General features: G+C 42.9%; 17 protein-coding genes and 1 tRNA gene. 7 read left to right on the top strand and 11 right to left on the bottom strand.

The annotated features are described in order from the left end of the window. Window positions 1-306: 306 nt before the first annotated feature. Together NI466_RS02075 and NI466_RS02070 are read left to right on the top strand one after the other, a co-directional pair. A complete protein-coding gene (locus tag NI466_RS02075) occupies window positions 307-942 on the top strand; it encodes a YqiJ family protein (RefSeq protein ID WP_005096292.1) in 636 nt (211 codons plus the stop codon). 37 nt (window positions 943-979) lie between these two features. Beyond that, window positions 980-2,686 carry a flotillin family protein gene (locus tag NI466_RS02070; RefSeq protein ID WP_253148026.1) on the top strand — a complete coding sequence of 569 codons (1,707 nt, stop codon included), beginning with the start codon at window positions 980-982 and terminating at the stop codon, window positions 2,684-2,686. Window positions 2,687-2,750: 64 nt separating this feature from the next. Here the strand turns inward: NI466_RS02070 and sucD are convergent, their stop codons facing one another. From sucD to sdhC, 9 genes are all read right to left on the bottom strand, one after another. Next, entirely contained in the window at window positions 2,751-3,641 is an 891-nt protein-coding gene (sucD, locus tag NI466_RS02065) for a succinate--CoA ligase subunit alpha (RefSeq protein WP_004646291.1), read from the bottom strand. 13 nt (window positions 3,642-3,654) lie between these two features. Next, window positions 3,655-4,821, bottom strand: coding sequence for an ADP-forming succinate--CoA ligase subunit beta (gene sucC, locus NI466_RS02060; RefSeq protein WP_005104641.1), 1,167 nt, complete (start codon window positions 4,819-4,821; stop codon window positions 3,655-3,657). A gap of 170 nt (window positions 4,822-4,991) precedes the next feature. After that, a complete protein-coding gene (lpdA, locus tag NI466_RS02055) occupies window positions 4,992-6,422 on the bottom strand; it encodes a dihydrolipoyl dehydrogenase (protein WP_005104642.1) in 1,431 nt (476 codons plus the stop codon). A gap of 61 nt (window positions 6,423-6,483) precedes the next feature. Further along, on the bottom strand, window positions 6,484-7,698 hold the full coding sequence (gene odhB, locus NI466_RS02050) for a 2-oxoglutarate dehydrogenase complex dihydrolipoyllysine-residue succinyltransferase (RefSeq protein ID WP_004279435.1): 1,215 nt from the start codon (window positions 7,696-7,698) through the stop codon (window positions 6,484-6,486). An 18-nt stretch (window positions 7,699-7,716) separates the two neighbouring features. Beyond that, window positions 7,717-10,539: a 2-oxoglutarate dehydrogenase E1 component gene (locus tag NI466_RS02045; protein ID WP_004279434.1), complete on the bottom strand. Its 2,823-nt coding sequence runs from the start codon at window positions 10,537-10,539 to the stop codon at window positions 7,717-7,719. Between the two features lie 822 nt (window positions 10,540-11,361). Beyond that, window positions 11,362-12,072, bottom strand: a complete 711-nt coding sequence (locus NI466_RS02040) for a succinate dehydrogenase iron-sulfur subunit (protein ID WP_253172533.1) — start codon at window positions 12,070-12,072, stop codon at window positions 11,362-11,364. 14 nt (window positions 12,073-12,086) lie between these two features. Beyond that, entirely contained in the window at window positions 12,087-13,985 is a 1,899-nt protein-coding gene (locus tag NI466_RS02035) for an FAD-binding protein (RefSeq protein WP_004646289.1), read from the bottom strand. Window positions 13,986-13,997: 12 nt separating this feature from the next. Next, window positions 13,998-14,363, bottom strand: a complete 366-nt coding sequence (gene sdhD / locus NI466_RS02030) for a succinate dehydrogenase, hydrophobic membrane anchor protein (protein WP_004279431.1) — start codon at window positions 14,361-14,363, stop codon at window positions 13,998-14,000. After that, entirely contained in the window at window positions 14,363-14,761 is a 399-nt protein-coding gene (sdhC, locus tag NI466_RS02025; protein WP_085064488.1) for a succinate dehydrogenase, cytochrome b556 subunit, read from the bottom strand. The genes sdhD and sdhC overlap by 1 nt, the downstream gene beginning before the upstream one ends. A gap of 1,005 nt (window positions 14,762-15,766) precedes the next feature. On the opposite strand from sdhC, the gene gltA reads away from it, so the two are divergent. The 3 genes from gltA to NI466_RS02010 all read left to right on the top strand — a co-directional run bounded on the left by gltA (window position 15,767) and on the right by NI466_RS02010 (window position 19,700). After that, window positions 15,767-17,041, top strand: coding sequence for a citrate synthase (gene gltA / locus NI466_RS02020; RefSeq protein WP_129717195.1), 1,275 nt, complete (start codon window positions 15,767-15,769; stop codon window positions 17,039-17,041). Window positions 17,042-17,197: 156 nt separating this feature from the next. Continuing rightward, a complete protein-coding gene (locus NI466_RS02015) occupies window positions 17,198-17,701 on the top strand; it encodes a hypothetical protein (RefSeq protein ID WP_253172532.1) in 504 nt (167 codons plus the stop codon). 373 nt (window positions 17,702-18,074) lie between these two features. Then, entirely contained in the window at window positions 18,075-19,700 is a 1,626-nt protein-coding gene (locus NI466_RS02010; RefSeq protein ID WP_004730268.1) for an NAD+ synthase, read from the top strand. A gap of 217 nt (window positions 19,701-19,917) precedes the next feature. Here NI466_RS02010 and NI466_RS02005 read toward each other — a convergent pair. After that, window positions 19,918-19,994: transfer RNA gene (locus NI466_RS02005), tRNA-Met, on the bottom strand. A 175-nt stretch (window positions 19,995-20,169) separates the two neighbouring features. On the opposite strand from NI466_RS02005, the gene NI466_RS02000 reads away from it, so the two are divergent. Both NI466_RS02000 and NI466_RS01995 read left to right on the top strand, forming a co-directional pair. After that, window positions 20,170-20,574, top strand: coding sequence for a hypothetical protein (locus tag NI466_RS02000; protein WP_253112785.1), 405 nt, complete (start codon window positions 20,170-20,172; stop codon window positions 20,572-20,574). Between the two features lie 243 nt (window positions 20,575-20,817). Next, window positions 20,818-21,258: a universal stress protein gene (locus NI466_RS01995; RefSeq protein WP_253172531.1), complete on the top strand. Its 441-nt coding sequence runs from the start codon at window positions 20,818-20,820 to the stop codon at window positions 21,256-21,258. Window positions 21,259-21,301: 43 nt separating this feature from the next. Here NI466_RS01995 and NI466_RS01990 read toward each other — a convergent pair whose 3' ends face one another. Continuing rightward, the gene (locus NI466_RS01990) at window positions 21,302-21,643 is read right to left on the bottom strand and encodes an MGMT family protein (RefSeq protein ID WP_081401204.1); all 342 of its coding nucleotides are present in this window, start codon (window positions 21,641-21,643) and stop codon (window positions 21,302-21,304) included. Between the last annotated feature and the right edge of the window lies 1 nt (window position 21,644).

Here is a 21,644-nt window from a genome sequence, read left to right as displayed (position 1 = left end):
CAGAAAAATTTGGAGATACTCAGGTCGATGTATCTCTATACTTTCTCAGGCAAGCACACACAGAATGCCATGCTATTCAGAATTCCTATTGCCGCTATGGCATCACTTGCTCAAACATCCAGTTAGCTTCTTATAGTTTACTATTAACTTTAATAGTTCAATAATTATTAAATACATAATATATTCAATCCTTGTTTATAAGGTTTTTTGTTATTTTTTTGCATACAAAATTAATAATTACTGCTATCGTTATAGCATCAGAGGCTTCCTTACACTTTTCCTAAAACATAATTATAGAGATAAAAAATGTGGGAACTGTTTACTCATCCGTCAAATATCGTATTTAGTATCAGCCTGAGTCTGATGCTGATGTTTGCTGCACTGGAATGCATATTACTGCTGCTCGGTGGCGGCTCGCAGAATATGTTAGAACAGTTTTTGCCTGAAGACCCCCTGCAACCAGAAATTAATCCGGATCAACATCCCGGCTTTTTCACCAAAGTATTTGACTGGTTATATCTGGGACGTCTGCCTTTATTTATCTGGCTCATCATTTTTCTGACCAGTTATGGCCTAAGTGGTTTATTGATTCAGGGAATATTTGAACGCCTGACCAGCCAGCTCTTCAATGTATGGCTAATTTCCCCAGCCTGTCTGTTTCTGTGTATGCCGATAGTGCGCTGGCTTGCCATGGCTGCCAGCAAGCTTATGCCTCAAGATGAAACTTCTGCCATTTATAGTGACGAGCTTATTGGGCGTACCGCAATCATTATTCTGGGTGATGCCAAAGTCAACTCTCCTGCGCAAGCCAAAGTCCGGGATCAGCATGGCCAGACCCATTATGTTTTAGTCGAACCAGAAACCAATCAAATTTTAAATCAAGGTCAGAATGTCGTACTGACCCATAAAACCAAAAATGGCTTTCAAGCCACTGCACTCTAATTTTATTCAGCCAGAACCAAACTGAGACTTTATAACAATGTTAACTTTTGATTTATATAATATTTTAATTATTTCTGGAATTATTTTTGCAGCACTGGTGACCTTCGGTCTCATCATTGCGCGCCTATACCGCCGCTCCAGTAAAGAAATCTCCTTTGTGCGTACCGGTTGGGGTGGTGAAAAGGTGATTTTGGGCGGAGGCGCAATCGTGCTCCCAGTCTTGCATGAAATTATTCAAGTCAATATGAACACCCTGCGTCTTGAAGTGCGCCGTGCAGATGATCAGGCACTGATTACCCGTGACCGTATGCGCGTGGATGTCATGGCTGAATTCTATGTGCGGGTCAAACCTACCGCAGATTCAATTGCCACCGCAGCACAAACCCTTGGTCAAAAAACCATGTCACCGAATGAACTGAAAAATCTGGTGGAAGGTAAATTTGTTGATTCACTGCGCGCAGTGGCGGCAGAAATGGCCATGGAAGAACTGCATGAAAAACGCGTCGATTTCGTGCAAAAAGTTCAGCAAGTCGTTTCAGAAGATTTACATAAAAATGGTCTGGAATTGGAAACCGTTTCCCTGACTGGACTGGATCAGACCGGATTTAAATACTTCAATCCGCAAAATGCGTTTGATGCTGAAGGTCTGACCAAGCTCACTGAAACCATTGAAGACCGTCGTCGTAAGCGCAACCATATTGAACAGGATACCGATCTGGCGATTAAAACCAAAAATCTGGAAGCTGAACAGGCGCGCCTGCAAATTATTCGTGAAGAAGAATATGCCAAACTGCAACAAGAACGTGAAATTGCCATTCGCCGTGCTGAACAGCTGGCTGAAATTGCCGCTCAGGAAGCCGGCAAAAAACGTGAAGCAGAAGAAGCACAAATTGCCGCTGAACGAGAAGTCGACCTCAAGCGTATTTTAGCGGCCCGTGATGTAGAAAATGAGAATATCCAAAAAGCGCAGCTGATTCAAAAAGCCCAAGTCGAACAAAAGAAAACTATTGAGCTGGCCGAACAGGATCGTGCCATTGCCATTGCAGAAAAATCTCGCGCCGAATCTGAAGCCAAAGCGCAAGCCGATCAGGCGCGTGCACAAGCGGTAAAAGCGGAAGAAGAAGTCATCACCGTACGTCAAATCCAGCAAGCAGAGCGTCAAAAGGCAGTTGAGCTGGTCGCAGCCAAAGAACATGCTGAAAAAGATGCAATTGCCATTACAGTTGCCGCTGAAGCTGGCAAACAAGCGGCAGCAGATGATGCAGAAGCAGTGCGGATTGCGGCTGAGGCGGAAGCAGAAAAAGTCCGCCTTAAAGCCAAGGGCGAAGCGGATGCGAAAATTCTATTGGCTCAGGCAATGGAGAAACAGTATCAGGTGGATGCTGAAGGTACACGTGCGGTCAATGAAGCCAATAACGTCCTGTCACCTGAACAGGTCGAAATGCAGATTCGTCTGGCCATGCTGAAATACTTGCCTGAAATTATCAGAGAAAGTGTCAAGCCAATGGAGAATATTGATGATATCAAGATTCTCCAGGTGAATGGCCTACATGGCGGTCATGCCGGTGCCTGTCAGGCAGATGCCCATCATGAGAATAGTAATGTTGCTCTTTCAGATCAGGTGGTGAATAGCGCCCTGCGTTATCGTAGCCAGGCACCGCTCATTGACAGCCTGATGAGTGAGCTCGGTATTCAGGGTGGAGATATTAATGGGATGACCCAAAGCCTTAAAGCTAAAACTTAAAAATAGACTGAGATATAAAAAAGCTCCCATCTGGGAGCTTTTTATTAAAGGTCTAATGTGAATATCAAACTAAACCTTTATCTTTTAATACTTGCAGCATGGTTGAACCAAGTTCGGCTGGACTACGTGTATACGCCATACCCGCACGCTCAAAGGCAGCAAACTTTTCTTCTGCTGTGCCCTTACCACCTGAAATAATCGCACCTGCGTGACCCATACGTTTGCCTTTAGGTGCAGTCACACCCGCAATATAACCAACAACTGGCTTAGTCACATTCGATTGAATATATTCCGCAGCTTCTTCTTCCGCAGTACCGCCAATCTCACCAATCATAATGATAGCTTCAGTTTGTGGATCTTCCTGGAACAGTTTCAAGCAGTCAATCTGGTTCATGCCCGGAATCGGGTCACCACCAATCCCGATACAGGTCGACTGACCTAAACCGAGTTTTGTAGTTTGCGCCACAGCCTCATAAGTCAATGTGCCTGAACGCGAGATAATCCCGATTTTACCCGGCTGATGAATATGTCCCGGCATGATCCCGATCTTACATTCACCTGGCGTAATAATACCCGGACAGTTTGGTCCGATGAGACGTGTGCCATTACCATTGGTTTCCAGATAACGCTTGGCTTTAAGCATGTCGATGGTCGGTACACCTTCAGTGATCACCACAATTAACTCAATGCCAGAATCAACCGCTTCAACAATAGAATCCAGTACAAAGGGGGCCGGAACATAAATCACCGAAGCATCTGCACCTGTTTCTTTCACCGCTTCACGCATGGTATTAAATACAGGCAATTCTAGATGGGTTTGACCACCTTTACCTGGGGTTACACCACCCACAACTTTGGTACCATAGGCCAGAGCCTGTTCAGAATGGAATGTACCGTTTTTACCTGTAAAGCCCTGTACCAATACTTTAGTGTCTTTATTAACTAATACGCTCATGATCAATACCCCTTTAAGCTTTTACAGCAGCAACGATTTTTTCTGCAGCGTCAGCAAGACCATGTGCAGAAATCAATTTCAAACCTGATTCATCCAGTAATTTTGCACCCAGTTCCGCATTGTTGCCTTCGAGGCGAACAACCACAGGAACGGTCACATTTACTTCCTGAACCGCTGCAATAATTGCTTCAGCAATCATGTCACAACGCACAATTCCACCAAAAATATTAATCAATACACCCTGCACAGAAGTATCTGCCAAGATAATTTTAAAGGCTTCAATCACGCGCTCTTTGGTCGCACCACCACCAACATCCAGGAAGTTGGCTGGTTGACCGCCATAAAGCTTAATAATATCCATGGTTGCCATGGCAAGACCGGCACCATTGACCATACAACCAATGTTACCTTCCAACGCTACATAGTTCAGATCAAACTCAGACGCTTTTAGCTCACGTTCATTTTCCTGAGACTTATCACGTAATGCGGCCACTTCAGGCAAACGGTACAGCGCATTCGAATCAATTCCGATTTTGGCATCGACACACAGAATGTCGCCATTTTCACGCACAGACAGCGGATTGATTTCAAAAAGAGCAAAATCATTGTCTACAAATGCCTGATAAGCAGCTGTCATTACTTTAACAAACTGATTGATTTGTCCATCTTTGAGTTTAAGTGCAAAAGCAACTTCGCGTGCCTGAAATGGCATTAAGCCGACTAAAGGATCAACCTCAACTTTAATAATTTTTTCAGGGGTTTCTTCGGCCACTTTCTCAATTTCAACACCGCCCTCAGTCGATGCCATAAAAGTGATGCGGCGAGTCGAGCGATCCACCACAGCGCCCAAGTACAGCTCGCGTTCAACCGGATAAACATCTTCCGAGACTAAAATGCTATTGACCGGCTGACCATTGGCATCAGTCTGATAAGTCACCAAGCGTGAACCAATAATCTGGTTGGCATATTCAGCAGCCTCAGTAGCCGATTTCACTACTTTTACCCCACCAGCCTTACCCCGGCCACCCGCATGCACCTGTGCTTTCAATACTGCAAACTTTCCACCCAACTGCTCGAAAGCATGCACCGTTTCATCGGCATTGGTGGCAAGTATCCCTTCCTGTACAGGCATACCATATTTTTTTAATAGCGCTTTTGCTTGATACTCATGTAAATTCATTGAATAACCTTTTATTACTTCTTTGCCTTGTTATAACCCACTAGCACCCAGACGTCCGTCAAAGCAGTACCAGCATTTCTTAAAATCGTTATCTTTATTTTTAGATGATTGTTCCAATAAAAACAACCATGAAATGTAAAAAGAGCGACCTAAGTCGCTCTTTTTTCGAATTACTTACGCTTACGTTGGATCGCGTGAATCGCGCGACCATCAACTGCAAGTGCAGCTTCATGTACCACTTCAGAGAATGTCGGGTGACCGAAAGTCATCAACTGTAGATCTTCAACTGAAGATACAAACTCAAGTGCGATCATACCTTGGTGAACGATATCAGACGCAGCAGGTCCGATCACGTGCATACCAAGTAGACGGTCAGTTTTTGCATCAGCAACAAACTTAACGAAACCAGCACCTTCACCCGCAGCTAAAGCACGACCGTTCACAGCAAAACCGAATTGGCCAGTTTTAACTTCGTGACCTTTTTCAGTCGCTTGCTGTTCTGTTAAACCTACCCACGCCGCTTCTGGGTGTGTGTAAATTACAGAAATGATCGTGTCATAGTTCACTTGTGCAGCATGACCGTGAATACGTTCAACTGCCATTACGCCTTCTTCCATTGCTTTATGTGCAAGCATTGGACCACGTACCAAGTCACCAATCGCGTATACACCTTCAACCGAAGTTGCACACCAATCGTTGACTTCAACCAAACCACGCTCAGTCAATTTAATGCCTGAATCATCAGCCAATAAACCTTCAGCATAGGCACGACGACCGACACAAACGATCAATTTATCGAAAGTTTCAGTTTTGTCTTCACCAGCTTGGTTATATTTAACCGTTACTTCACGACCGTTGATTTCAGTACCTGCAACTTTTGCACCGATACGGATATCCATACCTTGCTTAGTTAACAGTTTTTGGAAGTCTTTTGCCAAAGCTTTATCAGCCATTGGCAAGAATGTATCCATTGCTTCAAATACAACAACTTCTGCACCTAAACGACGCCATACTGAACCAAGCTCAAGACCGATCACGCCCGCACCAATCACACCTAAACGCTTAGGTACTTCTGGGAATTCAAGTGCGCCAGTAGAATCAACGATTAAGTCTTGATCTACAGGAGCCACTGGAATATTTACTGGTACAGAACCCGTCGCAAGAATCACATATTTAGGCTCTAAAACTTGAGTTTCACCTTCGTGAGAAACAAATTCTACTTTTTTACCTGCAAGCAGTTTACCCGTACCTTTTAACCACTCGATACCATTACCTTTAAGTAATTGATCGATACCGCCAGTCAATTGATCTACAACTTTGTCTTTACGAGCCAGCATTTTAGAAAGATCAAATTTAACGTCACCGGTCGTAATACCATGATCATCTAGATGCTGAACGGTATCTTCATAACGATGAGAAGAGTCAAGTAATGCTTTAGACGGGATACAACCCACGTTCAAGCAAGTACCGCCTAAAGAGGGTTTACCTTTATGAATACGTTTTTCAATACACGCAACTTTGAAACCAAGTTGAGCTGCACGAATTGCTGCTTCGTAGCCGCCCGGGCCACCACCAATTACGACTAAATCGAATTGAGACATGTTTATCTCCAAAAATGAGCCTAGAGTTTTTTCCCTAAGCCCATAAATATATTCTTAAAAATTAAAGATCAAGGATAAGACGCGCCGGCTCTTCTAACAATTCTTTGATTGTTACAAGGAAACCAACTGCTTCTTTACCATCGATTAAACGGTGGTCATAAGACAGTGCAAGGTACATCATTGGCAAGATTTCTACTTGACCATTCACCGCCATCGGACGTTCCTGGATTTTGTGCATACCCAGAATCGCAGTTTGTGGCGTATTTAGAATTGGTGTAGAAAGCAATGAACCGAAAGTACCACCATTAGTAATGGTGAATGTACCGCCAGTCATATCTTCGATACCCAGTTTACCGTCACGTGCCTTGCCAGCATATGCACGGATGCCATTTTCAACTTCAGCATAGTTCATGCGGTCTGTATCACGAAGAACAGGAACCACTAGACCACGCTCAGATGAAACTGCAACACCGATGTCGTAGTAACCGTGATACACGATGTCATCGCCATCAATTGAAGCATTTACCGCTGGATAGCGTTTAAGTGCTTCAGTTGCTGCTTTAACGAAGAATGACATGAAGCCAAGACGCGCACCATGACGCTTCTCGAATGCATCTTTGTATTGAGCACGCATTTCCATGATTGGTTTCATGTTCACTTCGTTGAACGTGGTCAACATTGCAGTTTCTTGAGTCGCTGCAAGTAAACGTTCAGCAACACGCTTACGAAGGCGAGTCATAGGAACACGTTTTTCGATACGCTCGCCCACTGCAACGCTTAATGGTTGCGCTGCAGGTGCTGCCGGTTTCGCTTGATGATTTGCCACATCTTCTTTCGTGATGCGACCGCCACGGCCTGTACCTGCAACGTCAGCAGCTGCAACACCAGATTCAGTCAATGCTTTACGCACTGCTGGAGCCTGATCCTGTACTTGTTGACGTTCAACGATCGGTGCATTACCCGCTTCAGTTTGCGCAGCAGCTTGTTCAACTTTCTCTTCAGACTGAACTGCTTGAGTTTGCGTAGCGCCAGAAACAGCACCTTCTTCAAACTGTGCAATGACTTCAGCTGAAAGAACAGTATCGCCTTCACCTTTAATAATAGATGCAAGTGTACCGTCTGCAGGAGCAACAACTTCTAAAACAACTTTATCAGTCTCAATATCGCAGATCACTTCATCACGTGACACTGCTTCACCTGGTTGTTTGTGCCAAGTTGCGATCGTACCGTCCGCAACTGACTCTGGGAATACCGGTGCTTTAATTTCGGTTGCCATTACTTAGAATCTCCTGGATTATTCAGCGTCGATCGCAAGCGCGTCGTTGATGAGCTGAGCTTGTTGTTTTGCATGCAAATATGGTGAACCACATGCCGGTGCAGCAGAAGCTTCACGGCCTGCATAGCTAATACGTACTTGTTTACCCGCTTTCATCACGTCGTCATATAGACGCGGTGCGATGAACAACCAAGCGCCTTGGTTCTTCGGTTCTTCTTGCGCCCAAACAAGTTCTTTAACGTTTGGATATTGCGCAAGCACTTCTGCCAGGCGTTTTTCTGGGTATGGATATAATTGTTCAATACGTACAATTGCAGTGTTGTTCAATTCTTTTTCACGACGTTTTTCAACTAGGTCGTAATACACCTTACCACCACACAGAACCAGACGGGTTACATCTGACTTGTTGATGTTGTCTACTTCATCAATCACGGTTTGGAATGTACCGTTTGCAAGCTCTTCAAGGCTAGATACAGCAAGCTTGTGACGAAGTAAAGATTTCGGCGAAGTAACAATCAATGGCTTACGGATTGGACGAATCGCTTGACGACGTAATGCGTGGAAAATCTGCGCAGGCGTAGTCGGTGTGATGACTTGCATGTTGTCTTCAGCACATAGCTGCAAGAAACGTTCCAAACGTGCAGATGAATGTTCTGGACCTTGACCTTCAAAACCGTGTGGAAGAAGCATAGTTAAGCCACATACACGCTCCCATTTGGTTTCACCAGATGAGATGAACTGGTCAATGACAACTTGTGCACAGTTTGCGAAGTCACCGAATTGTGCTTCCCAGATGATCAAACTCTTAGGAAGAGTCGTCGCATAACCATATTCAAATGCCAATACAGCCATTTCTGACAACAAAGAGTCATAGATTGCAGTACGCGGCTGGTTTTCTTTCAGGTTACACAGTGGAAGATAAGTTGAACCATCTACCTGATTATGCAGTTTTGCATGACGGTGTGAGAAAGTACCACGACCTACGTCTTCACCCGTTAAACGAAGCAAGTAACCATCATCTAGTACAGTTGCATACGCCAGAGTTTCAGCAGCACCCCAGTTCAATGGCATCTCGCCCGTTTGCATTTTCAGACGATCATCGATCACTTTTGCAACTTGACGCTGCATTACGAAGCCTTCAGGAAGCTCACGCATTTTCTTGCCAAGCTCTTTTAGACGTTCGATTGGGAAAGTTGTATCCCACTCGTCTGTGTACTCATGACCTAAATAAGGTGTCCAGTCCACAAACATTTTTTTGTTTGGTTCAAGTACCAGTGCATTAGCAACGTGATTACCCGCTTCCAGGTCTGCACGATAGTTCTCAACCATCTGATCTGCACTTGCGCGATCAAGAACACCCTGCTGTACCAGTTGATCAGCATAAAGCGTACGCGTGGTCGCTTTCTTGTTAATCACTTGATACATCATTGGTTGAGTTGCAGCTGGCTCATCCGCTTCGTTATGACCACGACGACGGTAGCAGAACATGTCAATCACAACGTCTTTACGGAATGTATGACGGAAGTCATGTGCCAATTGTGAAATGAATACCACAGCTTCAGGATCATCACCATTGACATGGAAGATCGGTGCCTGAATCATTTTTGCGATGTCAGTACAGTATTCTGTAGAACGCGCGTCACGTGGATCAGACGTCGTGAAACCAACCTGGTTGTTAATCACAATGTGCACTGTACCACCCACGGTATAGCCGCGAGTTTGTGACATCTGGAAAGTTTCCTGGTTAACGCCCTGACCTGCAAATGCAGCATCACCGTGTACGATTAGTGGCAATACGTCATCGCCGCCAATGTCTTTACGACGTACTTGACGTGCACGTACCGAACCTTCAACCACAGGGCCAACGATTTCAAGGTGTGACGGGTTAAATGCCAATGCCAAGTGAACTTCGCCACCCGGAGTCATGACGTTTGAAGAGAAGCCTTGGTGATACTTAACGTCACCAGAACCTTTCTTATGAATAGATTTACCTTCGAACTCACCAAACAGGTCAGCCGGGTTCTTACCCATGATGTTAACAAGAAGGTTTAAACGGCCACGGTGAGGCATACCGATCACAACTTCTTTACAGCCTACAGAACCTGCACGCTGAATAATTTCGTTGACCATCGGGATGAATGCTTCACCACCTTCAACGCCGAAACGTTTGGCACCAACGAATTTATTACCAAGATATTTTTCTAGGCCTTCAGCTGCAGTTAAACGCTCAAGGACATGTTTCTTTTGATCAGCATTGAAGCCATATTGACCGCGTGCACTTTCTAGACGTTGTTGAATCCAACGTTTTTCTTTGGTGTCCACGATGTGCATGTATTCAGCACCGATTGAACCACAGTAAGTGGCTTCCATTGACTGAACCATTTCAGCCAAAGTCGCTTCTTCTTTACCGATCGCCAGGTTACCAGTATTGAATACTGTGTCTAAGTCAGACTGAGTCAAACCATGCGCAGCAAGATCTAGATCAGGCACAACTTCACGCTTCGCCAAACCTAATGGATCCAGTTTTGCTTTCTGGTGGCCACGGTTACGGTACGCAGCAATCAGCTGTAGCACGCCAATTTGACGACGTTCATGCTCTGAGCTGACTGTCGACTGAACAATAGGCTGAATACGGCTTGAATTGCGACCTAAAAGTAGGAATTGCTCACGTACATTACTGTGTGGTTGATCACCTTTTGGGAATTTATCGAAGTACGCTCTCCAGTCAGCACCCACTGAGTCTGGAGCAGTCAGATACTGCTCATAAAGTTCTTCAATATACGCTGCACTATCAGCGGAAAGTTCAGTGTCAAGACGCAGAGCGTCAGCAACTTCTTGCATTTGTGGACCCATTTCCTATTGCAAAAACATTTTCAGGATGCTTTTTAAGCAAAACCCAGGATTATTAGCATCAAATTGGTAATATGATACTAGTCCCCCATAAGGCATAAGCCATGAGGCGTTATCACCACACCAAGAAAATCTTGATATGTTTAATGAACAATAACGCCCCTCAGCGGCATCATCACTCATTGAATACCCGATCGAAACCGGGCAATTTTTTGCAAATCGACTTAGAAAAAAGCAAGCATTAACAAAGATTTTTTCTAAAGCGACTCGGGTCTACCTTTTATATACCAGTCCCTGATTATGCAGTGTTTAAAAAATGTACCTGGCGTGGCATTTTTTAAACATAGTCATGGGCTAAATGCTAACATGTTCTCAACTTTTCAATTGATTTTTTTGACACATACCTTCCATAAATTGGCTAAATACAGTTCAGATATTTTACTCTAATATATGGTGCTTTATCTCAAAAATAGATTCAATGTAGACTTAAGTCCTAAGCATTTCCGATAAATAAAAAGAGAGCAAACCTTTCAATCCACTCCCCCCTTAAATTTCCGTTATATAATAACATCGTTCTTGCTATTTTTCAGGTCAGTTTTACATCTAAAAATCATAAATACCCAAAATAATCACATGTTCTTCTTATATGGCACTCAAAGCCATTACCCTTTTCCTGACTGTTTCACTCAACTTTATACATTTTAAGTATAGTATCTTTATTTTTATCCTATGATTTTTTAATTTTTCCAATAGTTTGCATAAAAAAAGCACACCTGAAGGTGTGCTTTTTTCTAAACTGCAAAGAGCAGCCTATTAGCCTGCCATATCTAAAAGCATATTACGGATGTGACCGATTGCTTTAGTTGGATTCAAGCCTTTAGGACATACAGATACACAGTTCATGATGCCTTTACAACGGAACAATGAGAACGGGTCGTCTAGACGAGCCAAACGCTCTTGCGTTCCAGTATCACGCGAGTCAATGATGAAGCGGTAAGCGTTCAACAATGCTGAAGGGCCCAAGAACTTGTCCGGGTTCCACCAGAATGACGGGCATGAAGTTGAACAGCATGCACAAAGAATACACTCATACAGACCATCAAGATGCTCACGCTCTTCAGGAGACTGTAAACGTTCCTTAGGAGGCGCAGGCTGGTTGTTGATCAAGAATGGATGGATCTTGTTGTACTGATCATAGAACTGGTTCATGTCAACCACTAGGTCTTTCACTACAGGAAGACCAGGCAATGGACGAACAGTAATTTCATTTGGTAAGTCGTTCAGGTTCCAAAGACACGCCAAACCGTTTTTACCATTGATGTTTACGCCATCAGAACCACAAATACCTTCACGACATGAACGACGGAACGTTAAAGTTTCGTCCTGTACTTTCAATGCAAGAAGTGCATCAAGCAACATACGGTGCTTGTCAGTCAGTTCAAGTTTGAAAGTTTGCATGTACGGTGCTTTATCCTTGTCAGGATCGTAGCGGTAGATATAAAATGTACGAGTACCTCTACTCATCTGAATTCTCCTGATTAGAATGTACGTGGTTTAGGTGGAATCGCGTCAACCGACAATGGACGGTAACGAACTGGCTTGTACTCTAAACGGTTGTCCGCAGAGAACCATAAAGTGTGCTTCATCCACTCATCATCACGACGGCCATATGGGTATTCAGCATGGTCTGGAGACTCTTCAAAGTCTACAACCGTATGTGCACCACGGCATTCTTTACGAGCAGCAGCTGAAATAAGCGTTGCTTTCGCAACTTCATACAAGTTTTCAACCTCAAGTGCTTCAATACGTGCAGTGTTGAATACTTTAGATTTGTCTTTCAAATGAATGTTGCGTACGCGCGGTTCAATTGCAAGAATCTGTTTCACACCTTCGTCTAGAAGCGCAGATGTACGGAATACACCAGCGTGGTCTTGAACGATGTCACGGATTGCATCAGCAACGTCTTGCGCATTCTCACCTGTAGTTGATTCGTCAAGTTTACGAATACGTTCAACAGTTTCTTGAAGCACGGTTGTTGGAAGTGGCTCATATTCGCCATCGTGCTGTTTAGTCACATATTCAATGATATGTTGACCAGCAGCCTTACCAAATACAACCAAGTCAAGCAATGAGTTCGTACCTAGACGGTTCGCACCGTGTACAGATACACATGAACATTCACCGATTGCATAGAAGCCTTTTACTGGCTTAGCAAAATCACGACCTTCGGCATTTGTAGAGTAAACGTCAGTGTCTTTGTTGTAGTTAGCAACAAGCGCTTCAGTTTCACGAGACTCAGGAACAACCACCTGACCATGAATATTCGTTGGAATACCACCCATTTGGTAATGGATCGTTGGTACTACCGGAATTGGCTCTTTAGTGATGTCAACGTTCGCGAATTTCTTACCAATCTCGAATACAGATGGAAGACGTTTCATGATCGTGTCAGCACCCAAGTGCGTCATATCAAGCAGGATGTAATCGCCTTTAGGACCACAACCACGACCTTCTTTGATCTCTTGGTCCATAGAACGTGATACGAAGTCACGTGGCGCCAAGTCTTTTAAAGTTGGAGCATAACGTTCCATGAACGGTTCGCCGTCTTTGTTACGAAGGATTGCACCTTCACCACGACAACCTTCAGTCAACAATACGCCTGCGCCCGCAACACCCGTTGGGTGGAATTGCCAGAATTCCATATCTTGTAATGGAATACCTGCACGAGCAGCCATACCAAGACCGTCACCAGTGTTGATATAAGCATTTGTAGATGCACGGTACACACGACCAGCACCACCAGTAGCGAACAAAGTCGCTTTTGCTTGGAATACTGCAATTTTACCAGTTTCCTGATCAATTGCTGTAACACCAAGAACGTCGCCTTTTTCGTTACGGATCAGGTCAAGCGCAATCCATTCAACGAAGAATTGAGTGCCCATTTTCACGTTGCTTTGATAAAGCGTGTGAAGAAGTGCGTGACCGGTACGATCGGCAGCAGCGCATGCACGTGGCACAGCTTTTTCACCGTAGTTTGCTGAGTGACCACCGAATGGACGCTGGTAAATTGTACCGTCAGCATTACGGTCAAATGGCATACCTAGATGTTCAAGTTCATAAACCACTTGAGGCGCTTCACGAGTCATGAACTCGATTGCATCTTGGTCACCTAACCAGTCCGAACCTTTTACAGTATCGTAGAAGTGGTAGTGCCAGTTATCTTCTTGCATGTTACCAAGAGATGCACCAATACCACCCTGCGCTGCAACAGTGTGTGAACGAGTTGGGAATACTTTAGTCAGAACCGCAACTTTCAAACCAGCTTGAGCAAGTTGGTAAGACGCACGCATACCTGAACCACCACCACCAACGATGACAGCATCGAAAGTTTCATGCGGAATATTTGTGTAATCTTCTTTAGGGTTTATAGCGCCCATGATTGTTTCCTATCAATTCGCCCAAAAAATCTGGATCGCCCAGATTGCATATGCAAGTACAGCAATGATCACTGCTGAAGTCAGTACAAGGCGTAAACCTGAAGCTGAAGGACCCATTTGACGAGTAGTCACATAATCCGTGAATACCTGCCACATGCCGATCCATGCGTGTGCAACAAGAGATAAGACCGCCAACAAAGACATGATCTTCATTGGAACTGTCATCATAAAGCCGTACCACTGTTCAAAGTTGAAACCACCATTCAGTAGAATCCAACCCAGTACAACAACGGTATAAACAGCTAGAACTACAGCACTGACACGTTGGAGAAACCAATCGCGAGAACCTGAACCTGTTAAACCAGTAGCGCTTTTCATTAGAGTACGATCCATACAAATGCTGCAACAATACCGATTGCAGACAAGATTAATGCGATAGTAGATGCAACACGGCCACTTTCTAGTTCTTCAGCAACGCCAATGTCAGCAAGTAAATGCTTAACACCCGCAATAAAGTGAAAAATCAAGCCGGCGACAAATACCCATACAATGAAACGAACAATGAAACCGTTAAAGATTTCTTGAACTTGCGCAAAACCTTCAGGCGAAGACAATGACTTATCTAAAATCCATAGAAGGACCGGTACGAGTAAGAATACGATAACACCTGAAAGACGGTGTAGAATTGATGCAATAGCCACGGGTGATTTTAAGTTTACTTCTAAAACTTGACCCATGGACAAATTGACAGGTCTGTTGCTTTTCACAGCGGGCATCCTGTAAGTAAAAACTCCATCCGGAGTTTGTTGGAATTAATTCGAAGGAAAGCTGGCATTCTTAGGCAAATACATGCCTAAAATCAAAACGACACTGAATTATAAAACGTGAACTATTAAAATACAAACGGCTGAATTTGGCTTTTTGGATAAAAAACTATTAAATAAGAATCATTAACAACAATAAGTCGGGCTTAATATATTATTCCGCCCTTTCGATTCCTATCTATATGATTGTTTTTAAATAATTAAGATGATCAATTCACTCGGTTTTAAGCCTGCAGGACCATGTTTGAGTTTTAGACTAAAGACGCACAGTTCCATCACAAATATTATTTAAATCTCTTTTTAATTCAGATTTAAATCAAGCGCCTATATTTAACAGACCACTTGCCCCAATTCAGCAGCAGCACAGTGATTCAGATAACCTGATGTTAAATAGCGACTTAGTGCATCAGATGATGGGTTTTTCAATCAATTTGAAGCATTTAGATTCAAAAAATCATTCATTTATTTTTATCCTGCCTAGCTTTGCTGCAAAGTTGGCCATTTATTAAGCTACTTTTTAATCAATTGAACCGGATTCAAAATTCAATTAATTGCTTTTATTTATAATTCTACCTGTGAAATTCAGCTTGGTAAAAACGATGTAAGTTATGAGATTTATATAGTTTTAAGCATGTTCACCTTAATCTCTCACTATTTTCACCCGCATTTCTTGCTAGGAAAAAACGCTTACAAATGCCCCAAGCAGTCTATTTTTTTCTGCACCTCTGCATCAATTTGACTTATTATAGAGGTTTGATGCTGTGATTTTACTGAACTTTTTATACTGAGCGAATGTGACTAAACTGCTGTGCGGCCGTCATTTTTCATCCATAAGTATAATTGACAAAATTTCAGTACTCACTAATCTTATAGCAAATTTTTGATCCGTCCGTTTTGTGCATTAAAAGATTGATAGACAAAGCGGATATACATTCACCAGGACAGGAGATCTATTGAATGTCTGAAGCAACTGGCAAGAAAGCCGTTTTACAGCTTGATGGCAAAGAAATTGAACTACCAATTTACAGCGGCACATTGGGCCCAGATGTAATCGACGTTAAAGATGTGTTGGCTGCAGGTCACTTTACTTTTGATCCTGGTTTTATGGCGACAGCTGCGTGCGAGTCTAAAATCACGTTCATCGATGGCAACAAAGGTGTACTTTTACACCGTGGCTACCCAATCGATCAATTGGCGACTAAAGCTGATTACTTGGAAACTTGCTATTTATTGTTAAATGGCGAACTTCCAACTACTGAGCAAAAAGAAGAATTTGACGCTAAAGTACGTAACCATACAATGGTTCACGATCAAGTTAGCCGTTTCTACAATGGTTTCCGTCGTGATGCGCATCCTATGGCGATCATGGTTGGTGTGGTTGGTGCGTTGTCTGCGTTCTATCACAACAACCTTGATATCGAAGATGTGAACCACCGTGAAATCACTGCAATTCGTTTAATCGCGAAGATTCCTACGCTGGCGGCTTGGAGCTACAAGTACACCATCGGTCAACCATTCGTTTACCCACGTAACGACCTTGGTTATGCAGAAAACTTCCTGCACATGATGTTTGCTACTCCTGCAGACCGTGATTATAAAGTTGATCCAATTCTTGCAAAAGCAATGGACCGTATCTTCACGCTTCATGCTGACCACGAACAAAATGCGTCTACGTCTACAGTACGTTTAGCTGGTTCTACCGGTGCGAATCCGTATGCATGTATCGCTGCTGGTATCTCTGCACTTTGGGGCCCTGCTCACGGCGGCGCGAACGAAGCTGTTCTTAAGATGCTTGACGAAATCGGCACTGTAGAAAACGTTGCTGGCTTCATGGAAAAAGTAAAAACTAAAGAAGTTAAACTAATGGGCTTCGGTCACCGAGTTTACAAAAACTTCGATCCACGTGCGAAAGTAATGAAAGAAACTTGTGACGAAGTTCTTGGTGCACTTGGCATCAATGATCCACAGCTTGCATTGGCTATGGAACTTGAACGTATCGCGCTTTCTGACGAATACTTCATCAAGCGTAACCTTTACCCGAACGTAGACTTCTACTCAGGTATCATCCTTAAAGCGATTGGTATCCCGACTGAAATGTTTACTGTAATCTTCGCGCTTGCACGTACTGTTGGCTGGATCAGCCACTGGTTAGAAATGCACAGCGGTCCTTACAAGATCGGTCGTCCTCGTCAGCTTTATACTGGCGAAGTTCAACGCGATATCGTTCGTTAATTCGAACCGCGTCGAAAGACTCAAAAAAACCACCCTCTTGGGTGGTTTTTTTAGTGCTGACAAAAGCCTACAAAAAATTGACCTGAAACGTTTTAAAATGAATATATCAAAATCATATTCACGGATTAAGTCACCTAAAAATAGGATGTATATTGAATGCTGTTGTATTTTCTGCCCTTTATTTTGAGACTGGTTCGTTTTGAACAGTTTAAGTGCCGCAGTTTAACGTCTGGTGAAATCAAAATTTCCCAACAAGTATTTGGCAACCTGATCGACTATTCCCGCGTTAAAATCATGAATCACCCCTACCTGCCCTGGCAATCCAAACATGTCATTATGGCGCCCAGTGGCTACATCCATGTACGCAATTTAAATTATCGCGAAGATTATTCGCGCGAGAGTTTATCTTATCAGGCACTATTTATTCATGAGATGGCGCATATTTATCAACATCAATGCCGGATCAATGTGCTTTTAAAAGGGGCATTTTTACAAAGTGCTTATTTTCTCAGCTTGGGAAAATATAATCCGTACAAATATCAATTTAATCCCAACAAATCATTTTCAACCTACAATATTGAACAACAAGGCGATATTGCCCGAGATATTTTTCTAAAAAAAATTCCGAATATTATTTTAAATCCCCAAATAAACAGATGATATTTAATCAGTTTAATTCCAAACAATATAGCTAAGGCATATTTTAAAAGCCAAAATTTAGATTTCAGTCTTTAAATCTACATAAGCCTAGATGCATAAAAAATCAGCATATTTTCTAATTTTATATAATAACTTTTTTCACTCAATGCCTGTTCTGCTAAATCAACTCTAGCTTATCGATAAAATTTCGATAAAATAGGCCGGTATGATTATTTTGCATCGCAGATTAAGATTCAATGATCATGCGATAAAAAGTTTTTTTATTTAAGCCATTTGGCATTTTATGAATATCGAAGTGCACTCAACTGAATAATTAGAATTATAAAAATCAGTAATTTAGTGTATCAACCTATAGGAATAGGATTTACTTGGAATGAAAAGTTTTAAAATTGCGATTGCTCAATTCTCTCCACATGTGGGCAATCTGGATGCAAATACGCAAAAAATGATTGATCTGGCCAATCAGGCTAAAAAAGATAAAGCGGATCTGATTATCTTTCCTGAACTTTCAACGCTGGGCTACCCTGCAGAAGACTTATTAATTCGCCCGAGCCTGGTGAAACGCACCAAAGCGGCTTTTGAAAAACTGACTGAAGTAAAAGATATTGTCATGGTCTTTGGTTTTGTTAATCAAACTGAAGATGGTCAGCGTTATAACTCGGCTGCTGTCATGAAAGATGGCGAAGTACTGGGTGTTTATAACAAGCAAGTGTTGCCAAACTATGGCGTATTTGATGAAAAGCGTTATTTTGGCGAAGGTCATCAGCATCTGGTTTTTGAGTATCTTGGACATAAATTTGGCGTACTGATCTGTGAAGATGTCTGGTCTTTAGCCACTGTTCAGCAACTGGCAAAATTGAATATCGACACAGCTTTGGTACTGAATGCATCGCCATATGAAGTGGGTAAACCACAACATCGCATTGAAACCATGGCGGCCTTGGTCAAACAGCTAAATATCAATCTGGTGTACTGTAACCAGGTCGGTGGCCAAGATGATCTGATCTTTGACGGTACCAGTTTTGTGCTCAACAAATCTGGCGAGGTGGCTTTACAGGCACCAACTTTCCAGGAAAATCTGGCAATTGCAGAATTTAATGCTGAACAACTGCAATTCAGCAAAGGTGCAATTGCACCTGCTTTAGACACCATGGCTGAGATTTATCAAAGCCTGGTCATGGCTACACGTGATTATGTACAGCGTTCTGGCTTCCCAGGTGTGATTCTGGGACTGTCTGGCGGCATTGACTCTGCCCTGACCCTAGCGATTGCTGTAGATGCGCTTGGCGCAGACAAAGTTCAAGCTGTGATGATGCCTTATACCTATACCGCACAAATCAGTGTGGAAGATGCAGCGGCTCAAGCCAAAAATATGGGCGTGACTTTCGGTATTGCCGAAATCAATCCAGTGGTAAGCGGCTTTATGCAGGTGCTATTCCCGTTCTTTGGCAACGCTCCAGTCGATGCTACCGAGGAAAACCTGCAAGCACGTTCACGGGGCACCTTATTGATGGCCCTATCTAACAAATTCGGTAATCTGGTGCTGGCAACCGGTAATAAGTCTGAACTAGCTGTCGGTTATTGCACCCTGTATGGCGATATGGTCGGTGGTTATGCAGTTCTGAAAGATGTGTATAAAACCATTGTGTTTGAACTGGCGAAATATCGTAACAGCATTTCAGAAACTCCAGTGATTCCGGAACGTGTGATTACCCGTCCACCTTCAGCAGAACTGCGTCCAGATCAGGTCGATCAAGACTCTTTACCTGCCTATGACATTCTAGATGCGATCTTGTACTCTTATATTGAAGAAGATATGAGTCAAGACGATATCATTGCCAAAGGCTTTGATGCTGAAGTCGTGAAAAAAGTGATTCGTCTGGTTGATATCAATGAGTACAAGCGCCGCCAAGGTGCCATTGGACCACGTATCAGCTCACGCTCTTATGGCCGTGAGCGTCGTTATCCAATTGTGAATGGCTGGAAAGCAGGTAGCTAAATTCTGCTCTCAATGATGTAAATCAGAATCGCCCAAGGAATGCTTGGGCGATTTTTTTATGCGGCAGTAAAATGAAGAATAGCCCCAACATCAAGAAGGAAAAATAATGTTTTGTGGAAACTAAAAATTAGTGGATGCTTCAAATATTTTTTTGTGGTTTGCAGTGCTTTTTAAAAGACAAAAAAAGAGACCAAGCTGAGAGCTTGGTCTTTTAAAATGGTGGCTATGACGAGACTTGAACTTGTGACCCCCGCATTATGAGTGCGGTGCTCTAACCAACTGAGCTACATAGCCGTAAACTGTGTGCGCATTATCGTAATTTCAGCTTCTATCGTCAAGCATTTTAAAAAACAAATGTTCAGTCTTTATGCAAATACAGAATAAACTTTTAAATTTTAAACAAAAAAGCTTTTTTTAGTATGTAATTCACGCATTCATAGCACCATTTAATTCTTCGAGGAATCATTAGATGTATAAAATCAAAATATTTATTTTACTCATTGGCATTTCAAGTCTGAGTGCCTGCCAGATCATCTCGCCTATTTTCGTAGATTATAATGGCGTCAGACGTGATGTGGCACAGTGGATTAATCAGCAGCAACTGATGAGCATGCAGCAAAAACGGTCCTTGGCACAACTCAGCAGAGCACAGCAGAAAATCGGGCGCTATCCGGAATATGATCAGAGCCAACGACTGGCGGTAACCCGGGAAAATCAGATTGCATTACATTGTGCGCGTTTACATGTGACAGAACATAAAATCCGGCAGCTACAGCAAAAAATTTATGCAGGTGAAACTCAAACAATTTTAAATCGCTATGAACAGCTGTCACCGCAAATAAAATTAGACCCGACCTCTATTCGATGTGATTAATCACTGTCTTAGGCTATCACATTAATTACATATAAATTATTAACTTAGGCTAAATAAATAACTCTGTTCAATAGCTCTAAACAGGTGCTTCATTCTTTAATCTATTAGACATTATACCTATGTATTTACTTGGTTTTATTTTTATACAATACAGGCTATGATCAAAGTATAAACAACTATTCGTACCCGGTTTAACGCGTCATAATTTTCTAATAACTCTAAATTCCCCTCAGGAGAATTCTAATGCCTTTTGAACATATTTTAGTACCTGTTGACGGTTCAGAAACATCGTATGCTGCAGTGGATAAAGCTGTAGAAATTGCCAAAGCATTTAACAGTAAAGTCACAGTGGTTCAAGTGCTGGCACTGGACCCTTATATCGCTGCGGAATATATCTCTGCGGCACAAACCAATGACCTGATTGAACGTGCCCGTACTTCCATCCTGAAAACGCTGGATGAAGCCAAAGCAAAATTCTCTGGTGCCGGTGTTGAAGTGGATACACAGTTCCTTGAGGGTCAGGTAATTTATAGCGAGATTGTCAAAGCAGCTAAAGATTTAAATTCTGACCTGATCGTGATTGGTTCCCATGGTCGCACGGGCTTCAAAAAGCTGTTCCTTGGCAGCGTAGCGCAAAGCATTCTCGGCCAAGCGGATATCCCAGTAATGGTGATTCGCAACTAAGTTATGTTTAAAATCCCCACTTTTCACCAAGTGGGGATTTTTTTTATATCTTGACCAGACCATCCCATTGATAGCGTTTTAAATCCAAGCGATCACCTTTAAGAAAAATTCCTTCCTGCATGAGTTTTTGCTGCTGGATATTCTGGCCATGTTCGTCCAGTTGCTTCACACTGATTTTCGCCTGGGCATTGATCACCCGATACCAAGGAATATCGGTGTCCGCATTTAGATGACTTAGAACCCGACCGACCAATCGCGCATGTTTGGGTAAACCTGCCAGTCTAGCAATCTGTCCGTAGGTGGCGACTTTGGCATACGGAATCTGATTGACCACAGCCAAAATCATTTCTGCCATTTCCTGACTGGCTGAACTTGTCTGGGTCATT

Source organism: Acinetobacter lwoffii, assembly GCF_024129595.1.
GTDB classification, from domain to species: Bacteria; Pseudomonadota; Gammaproteobacteria; order Pseudomonadales; family Moraxellaceae; genus Acinetobacter; species Acinetobacter lwoffii_O.
Note: the sequence above shows the minus strand (reverse complement) of the source record. Positions and strands in the feature narration are given on the sequence as shown.

Excerpts from the sequence above, each read along its gene's own strand:
- NI466_RS02075 (WP_005096292.1), top strand. The coding sequence starts at position 307 with ATGTGGGAACTGTTTACTCATCCGTCAAATATCGTATTTAGTATCAGC.
- NI466_RS02070 (WP_253148026.1), top strand. The coding sequence starts at position 980 with ATGTTAACTTTTGATTTATATAATATTTTAATTATTTCTGGAATTATT.
- sucD (WP_004646291.1), bottom strand. The coding sequence starts at position 3,641 with ATGAGCGTATTAGTTAATAAAGACACTAAAGTATTGGTACAGGGCTTT.
- sucC (WP_005104641.1), bottom strand. The coding sequence starts at position 4,821 with ATGAATTTACATGAGTATCAAGCAAAAGCGCTATTAAAAAAATATGGT.
- lpdA (WP_005104642.1), bottom strand. The coding sequence starts at position 6,422 with ATGTCTCAATTCGATTTAGTCGTAATTGGTGGTGGCCCGGGCGGCTAC.
- odhB (WP_004279435.1), bottom strand. The coding sequence starts at position 7,698 with ATGGCAACCGAAATTAAAGCACCGGTATTCCCAGAGTCAGTTGCGGAC.
- NI466_RS02045 (WP_004279434.1), bottom strand. The coding sequence starts at position 10,539 with ATGCAAGAAGTTGCTGACGCTCTGCGTCTTGACACTGAACTTTCCGCT.
- NI466_RS02040 (WP_253172533.1), bottom strand. The coding sequence starts at position 12,072 with ATGAGTAGAGGTACTCGTACATTTTATATCTACCGCTACGATCCTGAC.
- NI466_RS02035 (WP_004646289.1), bottom strand. The coding sequence starts at position 13,985 with ATGGGCGCTATAAACCCTAAAGAAGATTACACAAATATTCCGCATGAA.
- sdhD (WP_004279431.1), bottom strand. The coding sequence starts at position 14,363 with ATGAAAAGCGCTACTGGTTTAACAGGTTCAGGTTCTCGCGATTGGTTT.
- sdhC (WP_085064488.1), bottom strand. The coding sequence starts at position 14,761 with ATGCCCGCTGTGAAAAGCAACAGACCTGTCAATTTGTCCATGGGTCAA.
- gltA (WP_129717195.1), top strand. The coding sequence starts at position 15,767 with ATGTCTGAAGCAACTGGCAAGAAAGCCGTTTTACAGCTTGATGGCAAA.
- NI466_RS02015 (WP_253172532.1), top strand. The coding sequence starts at position 17,198 with ATGCTGTTGTATTTTCTGCCCTTTATTTTGAGACTGGTTCGTTTTGAA.
- NI466_RS02010 (WP_004730268.1), top strand. The coding sequence starts at position 18,075 with ATGAAAAGTTTTAAAATTGCGATTGCTCAATTCTCTCCACATGTGGGC.
- NI466_RS02000 (WP_253112785.1), top strand. The coding sequence starts at position 20,170 with ATGTATAAAATCAAAATATTTATTTTACTCATTGGCATTTCAAGTCTG.
- NI466_RS01995 (WP_253172531.1), top strand. The coding sequence starts at position 20,818 with ATGCCTTTTGAACATATTTTAGTACCTGTTGACGGTTCAGAAACATCG.
- NI466_RS01990 (WP_081401204.1), bottom strand. The coding sequence starts at position 21,643 with ATGACCCAGACAAGTTCAGCCAGTCAGGAAATGGCAGAAATGATTTTG.